This is a genomic window from Bifidobacterium sp. ESL0820 (assembly GCF_052606235.1).
This window is the reverse complement of sequence record NZ_CP199594.1, coordinates 156,430-180,769: the sequence shown is the minus strand read 5'-3', so window position 1 is coordinate 180,769 and position 24,340 is coordinate 156,430. Positions and strand designations below refer to the sequence as shown.

19 protein-coding genes are annotated in these 24,340 nt (G+C 62.9%); 1 reads left to right on the top strand and 18 read right to left on the bottom strand.

What is annotated here, in order from left to right; all coding sequences use genetic code 11:
* Positions 1-10: 10 nt before the first annotated feature.
* The 8 genes from ACUIAH_RS00780 to rpoZ all read right to left on the bottom strand — a co-directional run bounded on the left by ACUIAH_RS00780 (position 11) and on the right by rpoZ (position 9,874).
* The gene (locus ACUIAH_RS00780; RefSeq protein WP_445341065.1) at positions 11-847 is read right to left on the bottom strand and encodes an inositol monophosphatase family protein; all 837 of its coding nucleotides are present in this window, start codon (positions 845-847) and stop codon (positions 11-13) included.
* A gap of 90 nt (positions 848-937) precedes the next feature.
* Complete coding sequence (gene dop / locus ACUIAH_RS00775) at positions 938-2,446, bottom strand: depupylase/deamidase Dop (RefSeq protein ID WP_445341064.1); 1,509 nt, start codon at positions 2,444-2,446, stop codon at positions 938-940.
* Entirely contained in the window at positions 2,443-4,020 is a 1,578-nt protein-coding gene (arc, locus tag ACUIAH_RS00770) for a proteasome ATPase (RefSeq protein ID WP_445341063.1), read from the bottom strand. The genes dop and arc overlap by 4 nt, the downstream gene beginning before the upstream one ends.
* Positions 4,021-4,085: 65 nt before the next feature.
* Positions 4,086-5,060 (bottom strand): methionyl-tRNA formyltransferase, encoded by a 975-nt coding sequence (gene fmt / locus ACUIAH_RS00765; RefSeq protein WP_445341062.1) that lies wholly within the window; start codon positions 5,058-5,060, stop codon positions 4,086-4,088.
* A 45-nt stretch (positions 5,061-5,105) separates the two neighbouring features.
* A complete protein-coding gene (locus ACUIAH_RS00760) occupies positions 5,106-5,810 on the bottom strand; it encodes an HAD family hydrolase (protein ID WP_445341061.1) in 705 nt (234 codons plus the stop codon).
* Positions 5,811-5,911: 101 nt separating this feature from the next.
* A complete protein-coding gene (locus tag ACUIAH_RS00755; protein ID WP_445341060.1) occupies positions 5,912-8,215 on the bottom strand; it encodes a primosomal protein N' in 2,304 nt (767 codons plus the stop codon).
* A gap of 92 nt (positions 8,216-8,307) precedes the next feature.
* A complete protein-coding gene (gene metK, locus ACUIAH_RS00750) occupies positions 8,308-9,528 on the bottom strand; it encodes a methionine adenosyltransferase (RefSeq protein WP_445341059.1) in 1,221 nt (406 codons plus the stop codon).
* 61 nt (positions 9,529-9,589) lie between these two features.
* A complete protein-coding gene (gene rpoZ, locus ACUIAH_RS00745) occupies positions 9,590-9,874 on the bottom strand; it encodes a DNA-directed RNA polymerase subunit omega (RefSeq protein ID WP_015022131.1) in 285 nt (94 codons plus the stop codon).
* A gap of 178 nt (positions 9,875-10,052) precedes the next feature.
* Between rpoZ and ilvD the strand changes: the two genes are divergently transcribed.
* Positions 10,053-11,912, top strand: a complete 1,860-nt coding sequence (ilvD, locus tag ACUIAH_RS00740) for a dihydroxy-acid dehydratase (RefSeq protein ID WP_445341058.1) — start codon at positions 10,053-10,055, stop codon at positions 11,910-11,912.
* A gap of 75 nt (positions 11,913-11,987) precedes the next feature.
* Here the strand turns inward: ilvD and gmk are convergent, their stop codons facing one another.
* From gmk to ACUIAH_RS00690, 10 genes are all read right to left on the bottom strand, one after another.
* Positions 11,988-12,611, bottom strand: a complete 624-nt coding sequence (gene gmk, locus ACUIAH_RS00735) for a guanylate kinase (protein WP_306222257.1) — start codon at positions 12,609-12,611, stop codon at positions 11,988-11,990.
* Positions 12,612-12,709: 98 nt separating this feature from the next.
* Complete coding sequence (gene carB / locus ACUIAH_RS00730; protein ID WP_445341057.1) at positions 12,710-16,084, bottom strand: carbamoyl-phosphate synthase large subunit; 3,375 nt, start codon at positions 16,082-16,084, stop codon at positions 12,710-12,712.
* Positions 16,077-17,306 carry a glutamine-hydrolyzing carbamoyl-phosphate synthase small subunit gene (gene carA, locus ACUIAH_RS00725; RefSeq protein ID WP_445341056.1) on the bottom strand — a complete coding sequence of 410 codons (1,230 nt, stop codon included), beginning with the start codon at positions 17,304-17,306 and terminating at the stop codon, positions 16,077-16,079. Before carA ends, carB begins: the two co-directional genes overlap by 8 nt.
* A gap of 196 nt (positions 17,307-17,502) precedes the next feature.
* Positions 17,503-18,207: a transcription antitermination factor NusB gene (gene nusB / locus ACUIAH_RS00720; RefSeq protein ID WP_445341055.1), complete on the bottom strand. Its 705-nt coding sequence runs from the start codon at positions 18,205-18,207 to the stop codon at positions 17,503-17,505.
* Positions 18,208-18,229: 22 nt separating this feature from the next.
* The gene (efp, locus tag ACUIAH_RS00715) at positions 18,230-18,793 is read right to left on the bottom strand and encodes an elongation factor P (RefSeq protein WP_445341054.1); all 564 of its coding nucleotides are present in this window, start codon (positions 18,791-18,793) and stop codon (positions 18,230-18,232) included.
* A 236-nt stretch (positions 18,794-19,029) separates the two neighbouring features.
* Positions 19,030-20,229: an elongation factor Tu gene (gene tuf / locus ACUIAH_RS00710; protein ID WP_015022138.1), complete on the bottom strand. Its 1,200-nt coding sequence runs from the start codon at positions 20,227-20,229 to the stop codon at positions 19,030-19,032.
* Between the two features lie 195 nt (positions 20,230-20,424).
* The gene (fusA, locus tag ACUIAH_RS00705; RefSeq protein ID WP_045924656.1) at positions 20,425-22,551 is read right to left on the bottom strand and encodes an elongation factor G; all 2,127 of its coding nucleotides are present in this window, start codon (positions 22,549-22,551) and stop codon (positions 20,425-20,427) included.
* A gap of 26 nt (positions 22,552-22,577) precedes the next feature.
* Entirely contained in the window at positions 22,578-23,048 is a 471-nt protein-coding gene (rpsG, locus tag ACUIAH_RS00700) for a 30S ribosomal protein S7 (protein ID WP_015022140.1), read from the bottom strand.
* Positions 23,049-23,051: 3 nt separating this feature from the next.
* On the bottom strand, positions 23,052-23,423 hold the full coding sequence (rpsL, locus tag ACUIAH_RS00695; protein ID WP_015022141.1) for a 30S ribosomal protein S12: 372 nt from the start codon (positions 23,421-23,423) through the stop codon (positions 23,052-23,054).
* A gap of 540 nt (positions 23,424-23,963) precedes the next feature.
* Positions 23,964-24,332, bottom strand: a complete 369-nt coding sequence (locus ACUIAH_RS00690; protein ID WP_445341053.1) for a DUF488 domain-containing protein — start codon at positions 24,330-24,332, stop codon at positions 23,964-23,966.
* Positions 24,333-24,340: the final 8 nt, after the last annotated feature.

Genomic DNA, 24,340 nt, shown 5'->3' with positions numbered 1-24,340 from the left:
CCGGCGCGGATCAGCGCCCGCTCAGATACGTGTTCAAATCCTCGGCGATAAGCCCGTTGGTGGCCACCACGTCGTTGCTGCCCTCCCAGCGCACGTGCCCGCCGTCCCAGCGCCAGAGGGTACCCTTGGCCTCCCGGACCACGACAGCCGCCGCAGAGACCGCAGGGATGTCCCAGGAGTGCAGGGCCGGTTCGAAGTAGGCATCGTAGCTGCCGTCCGCCACCCGGCACAGATCCAGCGAGACCGGACCCACGCGCTTGATGTCGGCAGGCTTGCCGGCCATGCGCGAGACGATCTGCAGGACCTTTTCGGACTCGTTGGGGAAGTAGGACATGCCGAAGCTGATCACTGACCCGTTCAGGGTGGTCATCGTGGAAGGAATGATCTTCTCCCGCTTGTCGCCCACAATGGTCCGTCGGATCCTGATGGCGCCCTGGCCCTTGGCGGCCAGATAGGTCAGGCCCATGACCGGCGCGTGCACGATGCCCAGGACCGGTGAAGCGTGGCCCTTCTCGTCCACGGCGAAGAGGGAGATGGTCAGCGTCCATTCGGCCATGTTGCGCACATAGTTGACCGGACCGTCGATGTGGCCCAGGCACCAGTAGCGGCCGCCTGGACGGCGATTGCCGGCCTCCTCCTCCCAGAAGCCGTCCATAGGATCCAGGGCAGCGATCTTGGTCCGGCAGTAACGGATCAGGCGCGTGTCAATGCCCGGCGAGAACTGGGTGCCCTGGCCGATGGCCGAGGTGGAGCGGGGGTCGTGGGGGTTGATCTGGTCCTGGAGGGCATGACGGCCAGCCTCCACAGCAATTGTGGCGGCCTGCATGGCCAAATCGCGCAATTCCATACTTCTCTTCTCTTTCAAACGGGTGGTCGAGACATTGCCGACCGTGATCCACCGGTGGTCGTCCGGTCGGATATCGGACTGTTTTCTGCGCTACCTGCAGTATATGTCGCGGTCATCCCGGCAGGAAGACCTTGTATGACCCAGCGGATCGGACAGATCCACGATCCTGGTTTCAGGCGCCCCCTCCGGTCCCTGCTCCTCAAGAATGACACGACTCCAGGAGACGGCTTTGACCGCATCAGGGCAGCGGTGAAGCAGCTGGGAACGGCACCAGGCACGAGTCTGCTCCGGCCCCTGGTCCATGGCCCTGGTGATCTGGTCGGGATCAGCCAGTCGCTGGATAGATCCTTGCAGTCGCCATGGCAGGTCACGGCCGGGGTCCACCCGTGCCCAGGCCAGATCCAGCGCCGCCAGACGGGGATCCGACCAGTCGGGCATGGCACGGCGGCGGCGCAGTCGCTCCAAGAGCTGCCACTTGAGCAGCCATTCCAACCTGCCTGCCTGATCGTGCATGGCCAGACGAGCCTCCTCGTCGCCAGAACGCACGGCAGCCAGATCCGCGAGCACCTGGTCCCAGAGGTTCAGAACCCGGTCGTCGGCACAACCTGGCCGGTCGATACCCCTTCTGGCCTGGCGGGCCGCATCCAGCAATGCCATTTGGATGGTCAGCGCATCGGCGAACCCCCCGTTTGCCAAGGCCAGCGGCTTGGTCAGAGCGACATCACGGGAAACCGTGTGCAGGGCTGACACCGGGTCATCCAGCGTCCAGCGATCCAGCAGTTCATCGACCTGACTGGTCGAATCATCCTCGGATTCCAAGAGCCCCAGCAGCAGATCGGTGGTCCCAAGCTTGAGGACCAGGGGCGCATCCAGCCGGTTGGCATCACCCACGATCACGTGGAGGCGACGGCTGCCCGGCCCAGCATGGGACTCGTCCCGGGTATTGATGATCGGCCGCCCGAAGGTGGTCTGCAGTCCAATCCGGCTGGTCAGATAGTCGGCGCGCTGGCTGAGCTGGAAGCCGGCCTCCTCGCTCCTGGGCCCCAGGCCCACTCTGCCCGAGCCGGTGTAGATCTGGCGGGTGACGAAATGAATGGTCATCAGGGCCGCCACCCTGGCAAAGGGCACCGCCCTGTCCATCAGATAATTCTCATGGGATCCCCAGGCGGCGCCCTTGCCGTCCACGTTGTTCTTGTAGAGAGCCAGACCTCCAGCCTTTTCTGCGGCCTGGGCCATCATCCGGTCACCCGCACGATCCTGAACCAGCGCATCGAAGGCATCCACCGTTTCCGCCGAGGCATACTCGGGGTGGGCATGATCCACGTAAATCCGAGCGCCGTTGGGAGCTGCCACATCGATCAGCCGGGCGCCGGGCGCATCAGTGAGCATGCTCGGAGCAGCAACGGAACGCGGCAGCCGACCTCCCCTGGCATCATTGACCGGATCCTCGCTCCCGTAGTCCCAGCGGATGTGCGCCAAGGCCGGCTGAGCAGCGGCCCTTACCATACGCAGGGCCAGAGTGCGTGGATCAGCGCCGGGATCCTGGGGGTCGGCAATGGCATACTCCGTCTCGGTGCCCATGACCCGCCCGGCACTCATGACCGCTCCCCTTGTCCGTCGACCGGGCGAACCTCCTGGACCTGCCCTGGGCGCAGTCCTGCCAGATCTGCCCAGCGGTCCGGGTCCTGGCCGCGGAGCTCTTCCAGAGTGTCCTCATACTGCCCACGGACCGCCCTGGTGCAGAGCTCGCGGTCCAGGCCCACCTGTCGGCCCTGTTCGATGGAGGCCTTGACCGCCATGGTCTTGACCCGATCAACCAGGTTATGCAGCATGGCGCCGGAGACCACAGACTCCAGGTAGAGCGGCTGCCAGCGGCCCGTGGCATCCATGATTCTGCCCAGCAAGTGGTCATCATCCCGAGCGAAGAGTCCATCGACCAGCACCTGGATCAGCTCCTCCGGCCTGGCATCATCCTCCATGGGCATATCGGAGCCCAGATACTTGCCCAGAATGGCGGCCGACCTGGCCCTGTCGGGCCGATCGATGCGGATCTTGACATCCAGCCGTCCTGGGCGCAGAACCGCCGGGTCGATCATGTCGATGCGGTTGGAGGCGCCGATGACCATGACCTGGTCCAGGGACTCGACACCGTCCAGCTCGGTCAGGAACTGGGGGACGATGGTGGTCTCCACATCCGATGAGATGCCCGATCCCCGGGTGCGGAGCAGAGCATCCATCTCGTCGATGAAGACCACCACTGGTCCACCCTGGCCTGCAAGGCTGCGGGCCCGGGCGAACAGGCGGCGGATCAGCCGTTCCGACTCGCCCACGAACTTGTTGAGCACCTCGGGGCCCTTGACCGACAGGAAGACCCCGTGACCGTCGCTCTCCTGGGCCAGGGCGCGGGCCAAGGCCTTGGCGATCATGGTCTTGCCATTGCCGGGCGGACCGTAGAGCAGGACACCCTTGGGGGCCTGGAGCCCATAACGACGCATCAGATCGGCATGCTGGAAGGGCAGCTGGACCGCATCCCGGATCCGCTCGATCTGCCTGTCCAGGCCGCCAATATCCGAGAAGTCCACATCAGGAGTCTCCTCCAGCAGCATGTCGGACTGATCCGACTCAGGCAGTACAGCCAGGGCCAGCGAACAGCTTTCATCCATGAGCAAGGCGCTGCCCGCCTCGATGGGCTGGTCCTGCAGAGAGCCCGCACGCGCAGTTACGCGGGTCTGACCGGAGGGGTCTTCCACCAACAGGGCACCGGATTCCAAGGTCTCTCGCAGCGTGCGGACCTGCCCGGTCACCGGCTGATCGCCCACACGCACCACCACCATATCGGCGTTGAGCAGAACCTCCTGGCCGGCCCTGATCCGTTCGGCGCGGATATTGGGCGCCAGTGGCACCACCATTCGACGCGAACCGTTCAGGATCAGCAGGCGGGCCTGCTGCACCCCCTGGCTGTCATAGGCGACGGAATCCACGCCCAAGGCCAGGGCAGCCGTCAAGGGCGGCTGAGCCAACTGGGCCAACTGGCTCTTGGCCTTGGACAGCTCTTTCGCAGCCCTGGTCAGCGCCGCAGCCAGCGCACGGTTGCGCCGATCCCCGGCCAGATCCTGGTCATTGGCATCCTCGGCCTGCTCCTTGTCGGCCTGGTCAGCATCATCAGACTGCATGGCTTTCCTCCTTCATTCGCCCCTGGAATCCCCGCATGGCCTGGACAGCCAGCCGGTGGAAGAATTCAGCTGCAGTGGGCCCCGTCTTCCAAACGAGCTCCACGGGCCCAGTCCATGGCCTTCATGGCGCGCTTGCCGGCAGCCTTGACCATCTGCAGCTCCAGGGGCAGGGTCTTGGTGCCCACCCAGAGGTGGCGACGGTCCATGGCCAGCCGACCCGGTTCCAGATGCCCCGGAAGACCTGGCTCATCCCCTCGGGCCGGTGCCGCCCTGAGCACGGTCAGTCCTGTCTGCTCGTCCTGCGGATCGTCGCCCCGCCGGTACAGACACCAGGCTCCCGGTTCCGGGCTGCAGGCGCGAACCTGCCGATCCAGGGCAAAGACGGGCACATCAAAACGCATGTGGGCATCCTGGTGGGTGATTTTGGCGGCCACCTGATAGGCGCCCCGCGTCTGCTCCTTGGGTTGAATCCGACCTTCCGCAAGGGCCTCCAGGCTGGCAGCCAGCAGGTGGGACCCATCCTCGGCCAGGCGATCCAGCAGCTCGCCCGATGTCTCGTGCGGCCCGATTTCCACCGTTGACTGGGCCAGGACGGGCCCCTCATCCATGCCGGCTGTCAGCCTGAAGACCGTGGCGCCAGTGATGGTATCCCCGGCCCAGATGGCCCGTTGGACCGGAGCTGCCCCCCGCCACTGCGGCAGCAGGGAAAAGTGCAGGTTGTACCATCCACCATCAAAGGCGTCCAGGACCGGCTGACGCAGGATCCGTCCGTAGGCCACGACGGCCGCACAGCTGGCGCCTGTATCCTGTAGCCGCGCCGGAAAATCCGGATCGGATGGATTGTTCTCAAGAACGGGGATCCCCAGCCTGAGGGCCTCGGCTTTGACCGGACTGGGATGCAGATGCCTTCCACGCCCCTGGGGGGCGTCGGGTCTGGTGAGCACGGCAGCAACCCGGAAATGCTCCTGATCGGCCGCCAGCAGTCTCAGCGATGGCAAGGCGACCTGGGGTGTGCCTGCAAACAGCAATGTCATGACCATATCGGCAATCTCCTTTTCATCTGACGGCTTCGGACCTCTGCACGTTCACTGCACCTGAGGAATGTTCACCCCGGCCTCGATCAGGGCGGTGCGCAGCCCGTAGGGGTTGCTGAATCGCAGGCTGCGGATGCCGGCCTTGTTGGCGCCGACTACATTCATACCCTTGTCATCCACGAAGAGGGTCCTGCCAGCCTGGATTCCGAACTGATCCAGGGCGTACCGATAGATGGCCGGGTCAGGCTTGCGCATGTGGATGGGCCCGGAGACCACCACCCCGTCCAGCCTATGCAGGAAGGAGTCGCCGTCCCAGGCGTGATGGAAGAGCTCGGCACCCCAGTTGGTCAACCCCCAGACACCCAGGCCTGCCGCCTTCAGATCCTCCACCAGCATGCGGGCACCAGGCACCGGGCCGGCCAGCGAATCGACGAAGTGGTCACAGTAGTAGGCGAACATGGCATCCCAGGGGGATCCGCAGTTGGCGGCCACCCAGTCACGGGCCTGGGCGCAGGTGGCTCCGCCGTCCATCATGTCGTTGGCCCGGTAAAAGCCGGAACGGCTGTCATCCAGCATGGCTTCGATGCTCTTGCGCCCGTACCGGGCCACCATGGCCATCTCGGGCTGCCAACGAATCAGGACGTTGCCGAAGTCGAAGATGACCTGTTCAATGGGCTGACCCTTAGCCTGAGCCGCTTCCTGCTCAGCCTGGATCACATCTGCTTCAACCTGGATCTCGCCCGGCCAGCCCTTCATGGCTCTCCGCCTTTCCCGAATTCGTTCATTTGCGCCTCTGCCTGCGCCCCCTCATGAAACCACGCCGCATAGACCCTGCAGATATTCGCTTGCAGCGACAATCAGGTCAGATCCTTGGGATCCATCCGGAAGCGCAGCTCCCCTCGCCCGCGGCCGGCCACGTACCGGGCCTGAGCCTGCTTGAGATCGTCAGCCAGCTTATCCCTGGAGCTGATGGGTACCCGAACCAGAGCTTGGACCCTATCCTGGGTTCCCTCCAAATAGCCGGCTTTCAGTGTGGATGGCGCCGGTATGGGCACAGGCCCAAGCAGGGCAGGAACAGACTCAGGACCGGCATCGGTTACAGCCTCCTGACCCGGTGCAATCCCGACGGCGTCCAGCATCGAGACGACGGCCTCCCTTTCACCCCATATTGCAGCCATACCGACCGCAGGGGGCATGGCTGTCAGCCGACGATCCTCCAGATCGGCAGCGGCCAGTACCGGCCCCTGCCAGGTCATCAGCGCCTGGGCCAGCTGGGGATCGCATTCCCCCAGCAGGAGCACCTGACCTCCCTGGGCCCGGGAGCGGCAGAAGGAGGCCACGCGCATCCAGGCTCCCAGGGTGTCCATACGCGCATCGACGCCAGGGGCATACAGGCTGGTCCAGGCGTCCAGAATGGCCACGGCCCGGTATCCCCGTGACAGCCGGGGCAGATCCGAATCGCCAGTGTCCTTATTGCTGCCATCCATGCTCGAGGCGACCACTCTGGGCTCGGCGCCTGGTGTGGCGATGACCAGACTGGGGCGATCCTGTACACGCTCGACTACCCCGCGGGGCTGGCTGGGCGAAGAGATGACGATGGGCACATTCCTGAAGAGCATGCGCAGCTCCTGGGCCGTCCCGGCGGCGCCTACCCTGACCACCCGAAGCCGTGAACCCCCGCAATCCGGACAGGACCAGTCCGTAGCCGCTGCCCCGCACCAGACGCATCGGGGTGCACCAGGCCGCCGTGCCCGCAGGGGCCCAGTGCAGCGGGGGCAACGAGCCTGATGATGACAGCGAGCGCAACTCAGGCTTTCGAAGATGCCGTCCTGCGGTATGGACAGCAGAACCGGACCACGCTCCAAGGCCTTGTTGATAACGGCGACTGCGGTATGGGGAACCCGGGCGCCGATGGTCGGGTCGGCCAGATGGCTCAGCTCCTCCCGGTTCAGCCAGCGGATCCAAGGCAGCAGAGTGGTCACCGTAGGCCGGTCAAGCGTCAGGGCAGTGCCTGGACCGGTCACGCCAGAGTCCGCTTCGATGGCCTCGGGCAGACTCTCCCAGTGGGAGCGCACGCTTCTGGCACGGGCCATGGCCAGGAAGACGCCGCCGTGGGCACGCGCCCGCAGCCTCAGCACTCCGCGGGCGTTGGCGTAGGGCATCATCCCATCGGCGTACTGGTAGCTGGCATCGTCCATCAGAGCGAAGAGGGCAGGACCCTCCACCGGGGCGTACATGGCAGCCCGCAGCCCGATGGCGCAGCGGACTTGACCGGAGGCCAGCGCAAGGTAGGCCCTGTAGCGCTCGGCAGGAGCCATGCCGCTGTCCAGAATGGCGAAATCACCAGACCAGCCGTGAGCCTCCTGTTGGCCAGGACCGGCGGCAACAGATGGGCCGAAGGGGCGCAACCCCAGCTGCTGAAGGACTGCGGACAGGTGGGTCACCTGACGGGTGCCCGGCAACACCATAACCGCCGACCGGCCGGCCAGCAGGGCGCCTATCAGCACCCTGGCAGCCAGCAGGGCGGCCTGGTCCATGCCGGGCAGAATGTCGGTCACAAAGGAGCCGAAGTCATCATCTTCCAGCGACTGATCCAGTTTCTCCAGTCCCTGATAGCCCGAATCAAGCTTCTGTTTCAGATCCCTCTGCCGCTGGGCCAGCCCGGCCACCCAGGCGGGATCAGACGCCAGCCGGGGCTGACCGGGAACCAGCTGCTGCTCCTTGTCGATGCGGGCCACGCGAGGGGGCAGGGCCAGCCGCAGAATATTGGCCTCAGTACCCCCATAGGCCCTGGCGATGGCAGTGATGTCCGCGCGCAGGGAAGATGAGATCAGGCTGCGATCCAGCACCACCCGTTCCAGGTAGCGCAAGGAGGCGCGGGGAACCTGGCTGTCTGCCACGCGTTCCCAGATGATGCCGTTGACCCTGCGCGCCCCGAACCGGACGCGAACCAGACATCCCGGCTGTGCATGATCGTCCTGGTCGGCATCCACCAGATAATCGAAGGTCCCACCCAGGTGAGTGGCCTGCACGTCCAGCACCACCCGTGCCACAGGGAGTTCATCGGCCGGTCTGCGGGGAGGTTTCTTTCGACTGCTGCTCGAACGACGGCGCGGAGCGAGACCGTCCAGGGCGGGCTGACTGACGTCCTGCGAATCCATGGCTCCTCCCCTCGCTTTCACAATTAAGAGAGCCACGGCGGATTCCCCAGTCGATGACCCGGGAATCCGCCGTGGCTCTTGATGAACAGCTGCTACCTGGTCATGCCGATGGCGGCCTTGAGCTCGCCCACCTTGTCCACCTGCTCCCAGGTGAAGTCGGGATCCTCCCGGCCGAAGTGCCCATAGGCTGCAGTCTTGGCGTAAATGGGCCTCAACAGGTCCAGCTCATCGATGATGGCAGCAGGCCGCAGGTCGAAGACCTCGCGCACAGCCTCCTGGATCTGCTCCCGGCTGACCCCCTGCTCGGTGCCGTAGGTCTCCACGTTGACGCTGACCGGTTCGGCCACGCCAATGGCATAGGCCACCTGGACCTCGACCTTGTGCGCCAGTCCAGCGGCCACGATGTTCTTGGCTACCCAACGCGCGGCGTAGGCGGCGGACCGGTCGACCTTGCTGGGATCCTTGCCGGAGAAGGCGCCGCCTCCATGATGGGCCGCACCTCCGTAGGTGTCCACAATGATCTTGCGCCCGGTCAGTCCTGCGTCAGCCGCAGGGCCGCCCAGAACAAAGGAGCCGGTCGGATTGACCAGCACCCGATAGCCCTGGTGCTCGACGGCCTGGCCGCAGATGCGATCCAGCACAGGCGTGATGACGTGCTCCATCAACTGCTCTTGCAGCCAGTCATGCCCCACCTCGGGATCGTGCTGGGTGGAGATGAGGACCGTGTCCACCCGGCGGGGCCGGTCATCCTGGTCGTATTCGATGGTGACCTGTGTCTTGCCGTCGGGGCGCAGGTGGGGGATGATCCCCTCCTTGCGGACCTGTGCCAGCCGGAAGGCCAGCTGGTGGGCCAGATAGATGGGCAGGGGCATGAGCGTGTCAGTCTCATCGCAGGCGTACCCGAACATGACTCCCTGGTCGCCGGCCCCCTGGGACTGGTAACGCTCCTCGCGGGTGGCGGCGCTCTCCTGGCTGGCCGACAGCCGTTCCACGCCCTGGTTGATCTCCTTGCTCTGCTCGCTCAGAGCCACGGTCACGCCGCAGGAATCCGCGTCCAGCCCGATTTCGGATGAGGTGTAGCCGATCCTGCGCAGCACCGACCGGACCTGGGACTGAATATCCGTGTAGCCCTGGGACGAGACCTCTCCGAAGACGAAGAAGAGGCCGGTGGCCGCCGAGGTCTCCACAGCCACATGCGAGTGCGGATCCTGGGCGATCAGATCGTCCAGAATGGCATCGGAAATCTGGTCGCAGACCTTGTCTGGATGGCCCTCGGTCACTGATTCAGCCGAAATCAGCCGTCGCTCTGTCATTTCATTCACCTTTGTCTAGAAACCGTCACCGTCCGAGGACCCTGCACTGAGAGTCGAAAGCTCAGTTGCCCTCGCTCAGATCGTCCTCGCCCAGGGTCTCTTCAAGCAGGCCCTCGTTGATCTCCCGGAAGGCGATGGACAGGGGCTTCTCCTGGTTCTGGTACTCAACCAACGGGCCGACGTTCTGCAGCAGGCCCTCATTGAGCTGTGTGAAATAGGAATTGATCTGACGGGCCCTCTTGGCCGCAAAGATAGAGAGCGCATACTTCGAATCGGCGTGCTTCATGAGGTCGTCAATAGGAGGATTCGCAAATCCCTGCGGATGGGGCTCGGTACCGAATGCCATAAGATGTTTCTCCAATTCAACTGGATGAACCATTCATTCAATCTGAATGATTTTACCGCCCGGGCTCGATTTTAGCCTCGCAGGCTTCTCTGCCGGAAAAAGCAGGGCGAAAAGGCCGAAAATTCCAACATGTGGTCATGTTCAAACCGCTGATGCCCACGTTCACTTGAATAAAACTATGCAGATGCGATCAGCCAAATTGATGAAGGAACGAGAGTTCGCGGGCGCCCGTGCTCTCTATCGTGCCGCTGGCGTCAAGGGTGAGGACTTCGGCAAGCCCATCGTGGCCATCGCCAATTCCTTCTCCGAGTTCGTGCCCGGCCACGTCCACCTGAACAAGGTGGGGCGCCTGGTCTCCAAGGCCGTCAAGGAAGCGGGCGGCATCCCCCGCGAGTTCAACACCATCGCCGTGGACGACGGCATCGCCATGGGCCATACAGGCATGCTTTACTCTCTGCCCAGCCGTGACCTGATTGCAGACGCTGTGGAGTACTCGGTCAACGCCCACTGCGCCGATGCCCTGATCTGCATTTCCAACTGCGACAAGATCACCCCCGGCATGCTCATGGCCGCTCTGCGTCTGAACATTCCCACGGTCTTCGTCTCCGGCGGCCCCATGGAGGCTGGACGTACGGTCATGCCCGACGGGACAGTCCAGGAGAGCACGGATCTGATCGACGTCATGTACGCTTCAGCGGATGACAGCATCGATGATGCGGGTCTGCTGGCCCTGGAGAAGACGGTCTGCCCCACCTGCGGGTCCTGCGCCGGCATGTTCACCGCCAACTCCATGAACTGCCTGACCGAGGCCATGGGTCTGGCCCTGCCCGGCAACGGCACCACCCTGGCCTCGCACACAGCGAGGAAGATGCTCTTCGAACGGGCCGGCAAGCTGGTCGTCGAGATCGCCAACCGGTACTACCAGGATGACGACGACTCAGTCCTGCCGCGTTCCATCGCCACCAAGAAGGCCTTCGAAAACGCCATGACCATGGATGTGGCCATGGGCGGATCAACCAACACCGTCCTGCACATCCTTGCCGCCGCACAGTCGGCGGATGTGGACTTCACCCTGGACGACATCGAGCGCATCTCACACACGGTCCCCTGCATCTGCAAGGCCTCCCCCTCCGGAGACTGGGAGATATCGGACGTCCACCGGGCCGGCGGCATCTGCAGCATCCTGGGTGAGCTGGACCGTGGCGGAGTACTGCACAAGGACACGCATTCCATCGACTATCCGGATCTGGAGTCCAAGCTCAACGACTGGGACATCATGCGCCCCACCTGCCTGGACCAGGCCAAGGAACTCTACCATGCAGCGCCCGGGCACATCACCTCCCCCGAGCCCTTCAACCAGTCCAAGGAATGGAAGGATCTGGACACCGACCGCGTCAACGGCGCCATCCACGACCTGGATCACCCGGCCGTCTCCGAAGGTGGCCTGGCCATACTTCGCGGCAATCTGGCCCCCGATGGCTGCGTGGTCAAGACCGCCGGCGTGCCCAAGGAAATCTGGAACTTCCGCGGACCAGCCCTGGTGGTCGAATCGCAGGAGCAGGCTGTGGAGGTCATACTCAATGGCACCCTGCACAAGGGTCAGGCCCTGGTCATCCGTTACGAGGGACCCAAGGGCGGCCCGGGCATGCAAGAGATGCTCTACCCCACCTCATTCGTCAAGGGCAAGGGCATCGGCAAGGACGTAGCCCTGCTGACCGACGGCCGCTACTCCGGCGGCTCATCAGGCCTGGCCATCGGCCATATCGCTCCTGAGGCAGCCAACAAGGGCCCCATCGCCCTGATCCGCAACGGCGACATGATCCGCATCGACATCCCCAACCGGCGGGTAGACGTCGAGCTGAGCGATGAGGAACTCGCCCAGCGCCGCGCTGAACTGGAGGCCGGCGAAGGCTATGTGGCCCACAGGGACCGCAAGGTCTCCCTGGCACTGAAGGCCTACGCCGCCTTCGCCCGCTCAGCAGACAAGGGAGCCACCCGCGACCCCGACCTGATCAACCGACTGTCGGGTCTGGACTGACAGACCAAAATCCCCCAATCGGGCTTTCACTCGATTGGGGGATTTTTTGACTCTTCTGGAGTAAAGGGCAGGTGCTCAGAGACCGTATTCCTTGGCGATCACCGACCAGAGCGCCTGAGCGGCTTTATCCACACTGTCGTTGACTATGACCTGATCGAACTGATCCTCTGAGGCCAGCTCCACCTTGGCGGTCTCCAGCCTTCGGGCCCGCTGCTCCTCATTCTCGGTTCCCCGCATGTTCAGCCTGGTGACCAGGTCCTGGAATGACGGCGGCGCCAGGAAGACGTAAAACACTTCCAGACCCAGCTCTCCCGCCCGTTGGCGGACACGATGCGCCCCCTGCAGGTCGATCTCCAGAATGGTGGGCACCCCTGCTGCCAGATGGTCCAGGACCGGCTGCAGCGGGGTGCCATAGTGGGACATGCCATGGACCAGGGCGGTCTCCAGAAAATCTCCGGCTGCCTCCCTGCGGGCAAACTCCTGCTCGTCCATGAACCAGTAGGTGATGCCGTTCTTTTCGCCCGGACGCGGAGCGCGAGTGGTGGCCGAGACGGAGACCCAGACCTCCGGGTGGGCATGACGCAGGGCCGCCTCCACAGTGCCCTTGCCAACTGCCGTGGGACCCGTCAACACAATCAACCGGCCGCCCGTCTCCCCCGGCCCCCCGGTCTGTGCTCCCGAAGAGTCCTGACTCGACATGTCGGCACCGTTGATCGCTGACACGGCCACTTCCTTTCCTTAAAGGTCACCCTCCGGCCTAGCTGGACCGGAACATGGGTCAATCATATAGCGAGCACCTACCTGGCCTTCTCCAGCTCCAGCAGCCGGGCCGCGTGCTCCTGTATGCTCATGACCTCGTAGTCGTCCTTTTTGACCACATCAATGGCCATCAGAGCGGCTGAGAATTCGGTGATGGTAGTGAACTGCGGCAGATCGGCGGCAATGGCGGCAACTCGGATCAGATAGCCGTCGGAGCGCGAACCCCTTGAGCTAGGCGTGTTGAGGATCATGTCAATGGCCCCATCCTCAATCAACTGGACAGGATTTCGGCCCATATGCCTTACTCCGTCGGCATCTGTGAAGGCCTGACCCGGCTCTTCAGCATCGCTGATCTTGTCGACAACGGCCACATCAAAACCGTACCGACGCAGGACAGAGGCCGTGCCACGGGTGGCGCAGATGCTGAAGCCCTGCTCCAGCAGACGCGCTGCCAGCATGGGCAGCTGCCGCTTGTCCGCGTCATTGACCGACAGGAAGACGACCCCGCTGGTGGGCAGACCTCCTTGGTAGGCGGCCAGCTGGCTCTTGGCGAAGGCGTGGGGGAAGTCCCGATCGAAGCCCATGACCTCTCCTGTGGAACGCATCTCCGGGCCCAGCAGAATGTCCACGGTACGACCCACTGGAGTGCGGAAGCGCTTGAAGGGCAGGACGGACTCCTTGACCGCCACAGGCTGGCCGACACGGACCATGCCGCCGTCGCCGACAGGCAGAAGCAGGCCATTGGCTCGTTGCTGTGCGATGGACTCCCCCACCATGATCCGCGCCGCGGCCTTGGCCAGCGCCGTACCCGTGGCCTTGGAGGCGAAGGGGACAGTCCGGGATGCGCGGGGATTTGCCTCGATCACATAGAGGGTGTTGGCCATGAAGGCATACTGAACATTAATTAGCCCCTGAACGCCGCAACCTTGGGCTATTGCCAGGGTGGCCTGCCGCAACCGGTTGATCTGGTCGTCGGAGAGCGTGGATGGCGGCAGGGTGCAGGCTGCATCACCGGAATGAACCCCGGCCTCCTCCACATGCTCCATGATTCCGCCGATGTAGAGTTCCTGCCCGTCATAAAGGGCATCCACATCGATCTCGATGGCATCCTGAAGGAACTTGTCAATCAACAGGGGCGAGGGCAGCCGGCCGGAGACCACTGTATCGGCCTTGGCTTCCTCCAGGGCTCGATCCACGTAGGTGCCCAGCTGCTGGTCGTCATAGACAATCTCCATGCCTCGCCCGCCCAGCACGTAAGAGGGCCTGACCAGAACCGGATAGCCGATGGCATGTGCTGCATCTCTGGCCTCCTCCAGGGAAAGAGCGGTGCCGTACCGGGGAGCGTTCAGATGCTCCTTGCTAAGCACCTGGCCGAAGAGCTCACGGTTCTCGGCGAGATCGATGGACTCGGGGCTGGTTCCCAGGATGGGCACCCCGGCCGCCTTAAGCCTGGCCGCTAGGGACAGGGGCGTCTGACCGCCCAGCTGTACAATGACCCCTTTGACAGGCCCCATGGCCTTCTCGGCCCGATAAATCTCCAGAACGTCCTCGAAGGTCAGTGGCTCGAAATAGAGCCGGTCCGACATGTCATAGTCGGTGGAGACCGTCTCAGGATTGCAATTGACCATGATGGTGTCATAGTCCTTGCCCAGCTCCTGGACGGCGTGCACGCAGGTGTAGTCAAACTCGACCCCCTGGCCGATCCGGTTGGGCCCCGAACCCAGGATGATGACCGCCTCGCGTTCCCGGGGTCGCAGCTCGGACTCGTCGGCGTAGCAGGAGTAGTAGTAGGGCGTGACGGCATCGAACTCCGCTGCGCAGGTGTCCACAGTCTTGTAGACAGGATGAAGGCCAAAGGCCCAACGCAGCTCCCTGACGACTGCCTCGCCTTGGTCGCCCATACCGCGCAGGTGGGCGATCTGTAGGTCGCTCAGTCCTGATTGCTTGGCCCGACGCAGCAGGTCGTCATCCAGGACCTCGGATTCTCGCACCTGAATGGCCAGGTCATTGATCATGCTGATCTGCTCCAAGAACCAGGGGTCGATCCTGGTGGCCTGGTGGACCTGCTCCACAGTGGCCCCGCCCCAGAAGGCCCGCTGGATCTGCAGGTAGCGGTGCTCGGTGGGGGTGTGCATGGCCTCCAGCAACTGGTCAGTCTCGGCCTGGTCGGGCCGTGGGCCGTCCCAGGAGAAGGTCATGTGCCGTTTGTCGATGGAGCGCATGGCCTTGCCCAAGGATTCACGGAAGTTTCCCCCCAGTGCCATGGCCTCGCCCACGGACTTCATCGAGGTGGTCAGGGTAGTGTCCGCCCCGGGGAACTTCTCAAAGGTGAAACGTGGAATCTTGGTGACCACATAATCAATGGTCGGTTCGAAGGAGGCAGGCGTTGAGCGGGTGATGTCGTTCTCGATCTCATCCAGGGTGTATCCCAGGGCAAGCTTGACCGCGATCTTGGCGATGGGGAAGCCAGTGGCCTTGGATGCCAGAGCCGAGGAGCGCGAAACACGCGGATTCATTTCGATGACGATGATCCGGCCGTTCTTCGGGTTGACGGCGAACTGGATGTTACAGCCGCCTGTATCCACCCCCACGCCACGGATAATGGCGATGCCGATGTCACGCATGCGCTGATACTCCCGGTCGGTCAGGGTGAAAACCGGGGCCACGGTGATGGAGTCGCCGGTGTGCACGCCGACCGGGTCCACATTCTCGATGGGGCAGACCACAACCACATTGTCCAGGCGGTCGCGCATGAGCTCCAGCTCATACTCCTTCCACCCCTCGATGCCCTCCTCCAGAAGAATCTCATCGGTAGGCGAATAATGGATGCCAGCGCCGGCGATCCTCCTCAGCTCCTCGCGATCATGGGCGATTCCAGAGCCCAGACCGCCCATGGTGAAGGAGGGACGAACCACGAGTGGGTAACCCAGTTCGGCGGCTACTGCTTCGGCCTCATCCAGGCTGTGGGCGATGCGGGACTTGGCCGACTCGGCACCGGCCTGGTCCACCACCTGCTTGAAGAGCTCGCGGTCCTCTCCCCTGTCGATGGCATCCAGCGAAGCACCGATCAGCTCAACCCCGTAGCGCTCCAACACGCCAGCCTTGCCCAGCTCCACGGCAGCGTTCAGAGCGGTCTGGCCACCCAGGGTGGGCAGCAGCGCATCCGGCCGCTCCTTGGCGATGATCCGTTCCAGGAAGGGCAGGGCGATGGGCTCGATGTAGGTGGCATCGGCCATCTCGGGGTCCGTCATGATGGTGGCGGGATTGGAATTGACCAGGATGACGCGAATCCCCTCTTCGCGCAACACCCGGCAGGCCTGGGTCCCAGAATAGTCGAATTCGGCCGCTTGCCCGATGACGATGGGCCCCGAGCCGATAACCATGACTGAATGGATGTCCTGCCGCTTAGGCATGTGCCTTCCCTTCCCTGGCGTCCTGCATCAAAGTGACGAACCTGTCAAACAAGTAGGAGGCATCGTGCGGGCCAGCCGCCGCCTCCGGATGGTATTGAACGGAGAAGGCTGGAATGTCCAGACACTCCAAACCCTCGACCACGCCGTCGTTGAGATCGACATGAGAGACTCGGACACGGCCATATCGGCCTTCACCATAGGGTGAGGGCACTGGGTCTCCCTTGGGTGCTTTGACTGCGAATCCGTGATTATGGGCGGTAATCTCAACCTTGCCAGTGCTGAGATCCATGACCGGCTGATTGATGCCCCGATGACCGAATTTCAGCTTATAGGTCTCGAAGCCCAGGGCGCGGCCCAAAAGCTGGTTGCCCAGGCAGATTCCGAAGAATGGTAGTCCGGCATCCAGGACCTGCCTGAGGAGCGACACCTCCTCGTCTGCGGTCGATGGGTCGCCTGGACCGTTGGAGAAGAAAACCCCGTCAGGCCCCAGGGCCTGTATCTGCTCGATGGTGGTGTCGACGGGAAGTACGTGGACCCTGCACCCGCGCTCAGCCAGCCTGTGAGGGGTCATGGACTTGATTCCCAAATCCACCGCCGCCACCGTGCAGACAGGCTCTTTCGCCTGACGGTCTCCGACTGGTTCGACGATATAGGACCTGTCTGTGCTGACCTCGCCAGTCAGGTGGGACCCGGTCATCTTGGGGGCCGAACGGACCTGATTGAGGAGTTCCTGCATGGTTCTGGGCCTACCGCCGTCGTTGAGCATTGGGTCCGGGCCTGAAAAAATACCGGCCCGCATGACACCTGCAGAACGCAAGTGTCGCACGAGCCGGCGGGTGTCTATGTGACTGATACCGACGATGCCCTGATCGACCAGCTGGTCATGGAGACTGCCCCGGGCCCGCCAGTTGCTGACGTTAGGGCTGGGTTCCCGGACTACATATCCTGCCACCCAGAACCTGTCTGACTCCCCGTCTTGGTCATTGACACCGGTATTACCGATGTGGGGGAAGGTCTGTACAACAATCTGCCGAGCATAGCTGGGATCCGTCAGGGTTTCTTGATACCCCGTCATTCCGGTCGAGAAAACAATTTCACCTATGGTAGTGCCCACCGCTCCGAAGGCTCTCCCCACATACACTTCCCCATCCTCAAGGATGAGCAAGGCACGATTGGAGAAACGGCTATCGGAGGTGATGGTGTTGGTGTCTTTCAGGTTCACCGAACCCCCTTGATTACCGCGGATATTCGCACCCATATTAATGACCCCCATGGATTATGCCGGCAGACCCAGCCAAAAAATGGTTGGCCAAATCTTCCTGGATAGACTGCAGGTCAACCAGTCCGAATAGGGCAAAAGGCCGACCTGATGCCCTGATAGTTAGCGGGCATTGGTCGGCCTTTATCCGAATCATTGCTCAGTTGTCCAAAGGACGATCCGCATCGGGGGTCAGTTCCTCCGGCAGGGTCAGTTTTAGCTGGTCCAAGCTGGGGGCCGACTGATCGACAGTATGGTCAGGAACATGACCGGATTCCCCTCCTTCAGATCCACTCGCTGCCGATTCCGACTCGCTGTCAGCATGGGCATCCTCAGAGGAAGCAGGCTCGGAGACTGCAACCACCGCTTTTGCCTTATCGGATTCATCATCTGAAACGTCCGCATCGGCCTCAGCATCAGCCAGGGCAGCGATTCGATCGGCTTGCTCACGACGAGCCTGATGCTCATCCTTCTCCTGCTCCAGAGCGCTGAGAACGCCGTGGATGAAGGAGGGAGCATCGGCATCCGAGAGGGTCTTGGCCAAGGATAGGGCCTCATCGATGGCCACCTTGTCAGGAACGTCGGGGTTGTAGAGCATCTCCCAGGCGGCGATACGCAATATGTTGCGGTCGATGGCATGCATCCGGCTCAGCGGCCATCGGGTGGAATGGGTTTGCAAAGCCTCATCGATATCGCGACGATGATCTGCCACACCCTCGACGATGGTCACCGCATAAGCAGGCAGAGGTGTCTGAGCCCCCGGCCGAACCTTGCGCTCTTCCAGCAGGGAAAGGAAATCCTGGCTCTTCTCATCGGCCTCATACAGGGTATTCAAGGCCCGCTTGCGGGCTGTGGAACGTGCCATGGATGTGTGGTTTCCGCCTTGCTCAGTTCTCGCGGCCCAGGTAGGAGCCGTCGCGGGTGTCCACCTTGACCTTCTCGCCCTCGACCACGAAGAGGGGCACCTGGATCTCCGCCCCGGTCTCCACAGTGGCAGGCTTCGTGCCGGCGTTGGAGCGGTTGCCCTGGACGCCCGGTTCGGTTGCAGTTACGGTCAGCACAACTGATGCAGGCAGCTCCACTGATAGGGGGTTGCCATCATGGAAGCTGATGATGCAGTCGGTGCCCTCAAGCAGGAAGCGTTCCTGATCGCCAACCAGGGTCTCGGGAATGTTGACCTGTTCGTAGGTGTTCATGTCCATGAAGACGAAGGAGTCGCCGTCCCGATAGGAGTACTGCATGGTCCGGTTGTCGACGGTCTCGAAGTCCATCTTCATGCCGGCGTTGAAGGTGCGGTCCACGATCTTGCCTGAGAGGACGTCCTTGATGGTCGTGCGCACGAAGGCCGGCCCCTTGCCCGGCTTGACGTGCTGGAACTTGATGACGGTCCAAAGCTTGCCGTCCAGGTTGATGACCGATCCGTTCTTGATGTCGTTGGAAGTCTGTGCCACCTTGATACCACCTCATTCTGATGAACGTTCCTTCGGAGGGCTCCTGGCCATCTGCCGAAAGCACCGGGCCATACAGGATCCGGCCCGCTCGCAATAAATCCTCGCCTATTATGCCACGGCGCATGAACACCGCAGTCGGCCCAGTGGCGCATCTGGCCGGATATGGGCAGGGCCCGGAATCGCATGATGGATTCCGGGCCCCGTCATTGGATCGCGTCGACAAGCGACAGGCAATCCTACTCGATGATCTTGGTGACTCGACCTGAGCCGACCGTGTGGCCGCCTTCACGAACAGCGAAGGTCAGACCCTCCTCCATGGCGACGGGCTGGATCAGCTCGACGGAGAAGGTGGCGTGATCGCCGGGCTGAACCATCTCCACGCCCTCGGGCAGGGTGATGACGCCGGTGACGTCGGTGGTCCGGAAGTAGAACTGCGGACGGTAGTTGGAGAAGAACGGCGAGTGGCGTCCGCCCTCGTCCTTGGTCAGCACGTAGACCTCGCCCTCGAACTTGTGGTGAGGGGTCACGGTGCCGGGAGCAGCCACGACCTGGCCGCGCTCGACGTCCTCACGGCCGATGCCACGCAGCAGCAGACCGGTGTTGTCGCCAGCCTCGGCCTCGTCCATCTGCTTGTGGAAGGTCTCGATGGAGGTGACGGTGGTGGACTGGGTGTCGCGCAGGCCGACGATCTCCACGTTGGTGTTCACGGGCAGCTTGCCGCGCTCGACACGGCCGGTCACCACGGTGCCGCGGCCGGAGATGGTGAAGACATCCTCGATGGGCATCAGGAAGGGCTTGTCCAGGTCGTGGACCGGGGTGGGGATGTAGTCGTCGACGGCATCCATGAGGTCCTTGATGGTCTGGACCCACTTGTCGTGGTCAGGGGCATCGTCGTGCAGGGCGCCGTAGGCGGAGGTGCGGATGACGGGGCAGTCGCGGTCGAAGCCGTTCTCGTCCAGCAGATCGCGGACTTCCTCCTCGACCAGCTCGATCAGCTCTTCGTCGTCGACCATGTCGCACTTGTTCAGGGCGACCAGGATCTTCGGCACGCCGACCTGGCGGGCCAGCAGGACGTGCTCGCGGGTCTGGGCCATGGGGCCGTCGGTGGCGGCGACCACCAGGATGGCGCCATCCATCTGAGCAGCGCCGGTGATCATGTTCTTGACGAAGTCGGCGTGCCCGGGGCAGTCCACGTGGGCGTAATGGCGCTTGGCGGTCTGGTACTCGATGTGCGCGATGTTGATGGTGATGCCGCGCTCTTTCTCCTCAGGAGCAGCGTCGATCTGAGCGAAATCGTACTCGGGGTTGACGTCCGGGTACTCCTCATGCAGCACCTTGGAGATGGCCGCGGTCAGGGTGGTCTTGCCGTGATCGACGTGGCCGATGGTGCCAATGTTAACGTGCGGCTTGGTCCGCTCGTACTTTTCCTTTGCCATTGTGTTTTGTCCTCCTGGACGTCTCGTAGGTTGCCTGCGCGAACCACGCACAGAGCACTCGCTACATATTACTGGGTTATCGGGTTCTTTGCCACTTTTGCCCTCCGCCCAGTCAGCGCTACAAGAGTGTAACGCCGACTTGTGACAGAAGAGCCTTTTGGCGGCGGCCCGCCATGGCGGCGGACCGGACCGGCATTACTCGCCTCGCTGGGCCTTGATGATCTCGTCGCTGACAGCCTTGGGGACCTCAGCGTAGGAGTCCATCTGCATGGTGAACATGGCGCGCCCCTGGGTCTTGGACCGGAGGTCGCCGATGTAGCCGAACATCTCCGACAGGGGCACCTTGGCGTCGATGACCTTGACGCCGGTGGCGTCGGTCATGGACTGGATGGAGCCACGACGGGAGTTGATGTCGCCCATGACGTCGCCCATGTACTCCTCGGGAGTACGGACCTCGACAGCCATGATGGGTTCGAGGATGACGGGCTTGGCCTTGGGAGCGGCCTCCTTGAAGCACATGGAGCCGGCGATCTTGAAGGCCATCTCCGAAGAGTCGACCTCGTGGATCTGGCCATCGGTCAGGGTCGCCTTGACACCCACGACCGGGAAACCTGCCAGCACGCCGGACTCCATGGCCTCCTGCACGCCAGCGTCGACCGAGGGGATGAACTCCTTGGTGATGTGGCCGCCGGTGACCTTGTTCTCGAAGATGTAGGATTCGCCCTCGGAAGTGTCCAGGGGCTCGAAGTTCATGAGCACCTTGGCGAACTGGCCGGAGCCACCGGTCTGCTTCTTGTGGGTGTACTCCTGGTTCATGACGGGCTTGCGGATGGTCTCGCGGTAAGCCACCTGGGGCTTGCCCACGTTGCATTCCACATGGAACTCGCGGCGCATGCGGTCCACCAGGATGTCCAGCTGGAGCTCGCCCATGCCGGAGATCAGGGTCTGGCCGGACTCCTCGTCGGTCTTGACCTGGAAGGTGGGATCCTCCTCGGAGAGCTTCTGCAGGGCGATGCCCATCTTCTCCTGGTCGGCCTTGGTCTTGGGCTCCACGGCCACCTCGATCACAGGATCGGGGAAGGTCATGGATTCCAGCACCAGCGGCGCCTTCTCGTCGCACAGGGTGTCACCAGTGGTGACGTTCTTGAGCCCGACGAAGGCGTAGATATTGCCGGCGATGGCCTCGTCGACCGGATTCTCCTTATTGGAGTGCATCTGGAAGAGCTTGCCGACGCGCTCCTTCTTGTCCTTGGTGGAGTCCAGAACGGTTTCGCCCTGGGCCACCTTGCCGGAGTAGACACGCACGTAGATCAGCTTGCCGTAGAAGGGGTGGGTGGCCACCTTGAAGGCCAGAGCCGAGAAGGGCTCGTCCACGGTGGGCTTGCGGTCGATCTCGACGGACTCGTCGCCGATCTTGTAGCCCTTGATGGCCGGCACGTCCTCGGGGCTGGGCAGGTAGTCCACGACCGCGTCCAGCATGGGCTGCACGCCCTTGTCCTTGAAGGCGGATCCGCAGAAGACCGGGAAGGCCGACTGCTCGATGGTCATCTTGCGCACAGCGGTGCGGATCTCCTGCTGGGAGATCTCCTCGCCACCCAGGTACTTCTCGAGCAGGTCCTCGTCCGACTCGGCCACGGCCTCGAGCAGCTCGGTGTGGTACTGCTCGGCCTTGTCCTTGAGATCATCTGGGATGTCGATGGTCTCGTACTTGGCGCCCAGGTCGGCCTCGTCCTTCCAGTAGTAGGCCACCATGCGCACCAGGTCGACCACGCCGTGGAAGTCGCTCTCAGCGCCGATGGGCAGCTGCATGACCAGCGGCTTGACGCCCAGCTTGTCCTTGATGGTGTCCACCGAGTAGTAGAAGTCGGCGCCCAGCTTGTCCATCTTGTTGATGAAGCAGATGCGGGGCACGCCGTACTTGTCGGCCTGACGCCAGACGGTCTCGGACTGGGGCTCCACGCCCTCCTTGCCGTCGAACACCGCCACAGCGCCATCGAGCACACGCAGGGAGCGCTCCACCTCGGCGGTGAAGTCCACGTGGCCGGGGGTGTCGATGATGTTGATCTGGTAGCGGTCCTCAGGATCGTGGGACTGGCGGTTCCAGAAGGCCGTGATGGCGGCGGAGGTGATCGTGATGCCACGTTCCTTCTCCTGGTCCATCCAGTCCATGGTGGAGGCGCCGTCGTGGGTCTCGCCGATCTTGTAGTTGACGCCGGTGTAGTAGAGAATACGCTCGGTCGTCGTTGTCTTGCCGGCATCGATGTGGGCCATGATGCCGATGTTGCGGACCTTGGTCAGGTCCGTGAGCACGTCTTGTGCCATAATTCCTTGTTCTCGCTCTCTTGGGATTACCAGCGATAGTGGGCGAACGCCTTGTTGGCCTCGGCCATCTTGTGGGTGTCCTCGCGGCGCTTGACCGCGGCACCCAGGCCGTTGGAGGCATCAAGGATCTCGTTGGCCAGCCGCTCCGACATGGTCTTCTCACGACGGGCGCGGCTGTAATCGGTCAGCCACCGCAACGAGAGCGTATTGGCGCGGTTCGGCTTGACCTCGACGGGGACCTGGTAGGTGGCGCCGCCGACACGACGGCTGCGGACCTCCAGGCTGGGACGAATGTTGTCCAGGGCGCGCTTGAGCACGGCCACAGGCTCCTGGTCGGTCTTCTCCTTGACCTGCTCCAGAGCGGTGTAGACGATGTTCTCGGCGATGGACTTCTTGCCGTCCAGCAGGATCTTGTTGATCAGCTGGGCCACCACGGTTGAACCGTAGATGGGATCGGGCAGGAGCTGGTGCTTTTTAGCTGGTCCTTTGCGTGACATGTGTTACTTGGCCTTCTTTGCTCCGTACAGGGAACGGCCCTGCTTGCGATCCTTGACTCCCTGGGTATCCAGCGCACCGCGCACGATGTGGTAGCGCACGCCGGGCAGATCCTTGACACGTCCGCCGCGCACCAGCACGATGGAGTGCTCCTGCAGGTTGTGGCCCTCGCCGGGGATGTAGGCGGATACCTCGATGCCGGAGCTCAGACGGACACGGGCGACCTTCCGCAGAGCCGAATTCGGCTTCTTGGGGGTGGTGGTGTAGACACGGGTGCACACGCCGCGACGCAGCGGGCTGCCCTTGAGTGCCAAAGTCTTCGACTTGCGAGGCTTGGCCTTGCGCCCTTTGCGGACGAGCTGTTCAATTGTTGGCAACTGACTCTCTCCGATTCCTTCGATGAACTTGTCTTCGTTTGCACTGCGAGACCGCCGCACCGCAGCCGCAGTCGCTCCCAGAAGGAGAGATCAGCCACTGTCCACCGGCCCGATGGCCCCTGATCCTCCTGCCGGGCATTGCTGCCTGCATTCTTCGGATTCGGGGATATCCCGACAAGCTCACCTGTGACATAAGGCATGCTGTCGGCACACACGATGAAAAGTATATCACCGAGGCAGACACGGCCACGTCTAGCACTCGGAAGTATGCTCTGAGCTTTGCTCACTGTGATGCCGCGCTGGAACCGTCGATAGGAAGCCCCTTGCAAGAGACCTTTGGCTGGCTTTTGCATGCACCGCTCACAGATTCCAATAAAGGAACGGGCGCCCGCCTATAACAGCTTCCTAATATACAGGTGTCGAAAAATACATAGCATATCTGTATCAGCAAATAGAGATGCCAGAAACATCAATGCCTGCGTTCGGTCACGTAAGCATCAGCGTGCGGGGATGCCCTGGGATTCGTGGGTGGCCGGCCGTCTACTTGTTGTCCTTCTCAAGAGCATGGCGAATGTAGTCGCGCAGGATCAGGGCATGGTTGACGGCCGGATCCTTGGCCGCATAGACCAGTGTCGTCCGATCGTGTTCGCGCACAATGCTCAGCAGATCCCCCAAGGCGGGATTGTCATCCAGCTCGGTACGGTAGCGGCGGGCGAAATCCTCGAAACGGTCCGGATCATGGTGCCACCAGCGCCGCAGGTCCGGACTGGGAGCGACGTCTTTGAGCCAGCCGGACAGGGCTGCCCGCTCCTTGCTGACACCGCGCGGCCAGAGCCTGTCGACCAGGATGCGGATCCCGTCCTCGTCAGCAGCCTGCTCGTATACGCGCTTGATATCCACCTGACCCATCATCTGCC